The following is a 1,402-nucleotide window of genomic DNA, read 5'->3' on the forward strand; positions in this document are numbered from 1 at the left end:
TTCACGTCCCGCGTGCTGCGCGAGGAGTTCCCGCACCTGAAGTCGCGGATGCCCACGCTGTGGTCGTCGTCGTACTTCGCGGCCTCGGTCGGAGCGGTATCGGCAGCCACGGTCGAGAAGTACATCAACACGCAGTGGGAACGCCCAGGGAAGAAGGGGGACGGCTCGTGATCCGCGCGTACAGGTTCCTCCTGCGCCCCACGGCCCGTCAGTCGGTCGCGCTCGGCGAGATGCCGCGCGACCACTACTCGCTGTACAACGGCGCCCTTCAGGAACGCCGAGACGCCTACCGGCACACCTCGAAGACAAGCGTCCGATACGGCGACCAGTCCGCACAGCTCAAGGAGATCCGGGCATTCGACCCCGAGCGTCAGGGCCGCTGGTCGTTCTCCTCCCAGCAAGCCACCCTGCGCCGCCTCGACAAGGCATTCCAGGCGTTCTTCCGCCGCGTCAAGGCCGGGCAGACCCCGGGCTACCCCCGCTTCAAGGGCGTCGGGCACTTCGACACCGTCACCTTCCCCAAGGACGGCGACGGCTGCCGCTGGGACTCCACCCCCCACGACGCCCAGACCCGTGTACGTCTGCAAGGCATCGGGCATATCCGCGTGCACCAGCACCGGCCCGTACAGGGCCGCGTCAAGACGATCTCGGTGAAGCGCGAGGGTAACCGCTGGTACATCGTCCTCGCCTGCGACGACGTCCCCTCCGAAGAGCTGTCGCCCACTGGAGCGATCGTCGGCATCGACATGGGCGTCGCCCACTTCCTGACCACCTCGGACGGCGAACACGTCGCCAACCCGCGCTTCCTCACCGCGATGGCCGAGGAGATGGCCGAGGCCCAGCGGCACCTCGCAACGTTCCCGAAGCGGACCAGACAACGCACCAAGCGCCACCGCGCCGCCGCCCGGAAGGTCGCCAAGCTGCACGGAAAGATCCGACGGCAGCGTGCCGACTTCCACCACAAGACCGCCCGCGCACTGGTCACCGACCACGACGTCATCGCGCACGAGCGGCTGAACACGGCGGGCATGACCAAGAGCCCCGCACCCAAGGCCGACCCCGAGCAGCCCGGTGCCTTCCTCCCGAACGGCGCCGCCGCGAAGGCCGGACTCAACCGCAGTATCCTCGACGCGGGTTGGGCGCAGTTCCTCGGCATCCTGGCGAACAAGGCTGAGAGTGCCGGTCGGCTTACGGTCCCTGTGGACGCGCGCAACACATCCCGCACGTGCCCCGACTGCGGGCACGTCGCGCAGGAGAACCGCGCCACCCAAGCAGGGTTCCAGTGCACGGCGTGCGGGTTCGCGGCCAACGCGGACCACGTCGGCGCGACGAACGTCCTCAACCGGGCCGGGCTGGCCCTCCGCGCGGCGGCCTAGCCACCGACGCAGGAAGCCCGCGCGTT

General features: G+C 69.2%; 2 protein-coding genes. Both read left to right on the forward strand.

The window, feature by feature from the left end:
* Positions 1 to 171, forward strand: a 171-nt coding sequence (locus RM844_RS31985) for a transposase (RefSeq protein ID WP_311670960.1), incomplete at its 5' end; no start/stop codon positions are given.
* Complete coding sequence (locus tag RM844_RS31990; RefSeq protein ID WP_311670959.1) at positions 168 to 1,376, forward strand: RNA-guided endonuclease InsQ/TnpB family protein; 1,209 nt, start codon at positions 168 to 170, stop codon at positions 1,374 to 1,376. The genes RM844_RS31985 and RM844_RS31990, both read left to right, overlap by 4 nt.
* Positions 1,377 to 1,402 lie beyond the last annotated feature (26 nt).

It is taken from the genome of Streptomyces chisholmiae, assembly GCF_031845445.1.
In the GTDB taxonomy this organism is placed as follows: Bacteria; Actinomycetota; Actinomycetes; order Streptomycetales; family Streptomycetaceae; genus Streptomyces; species Streptomyces chisholmiae.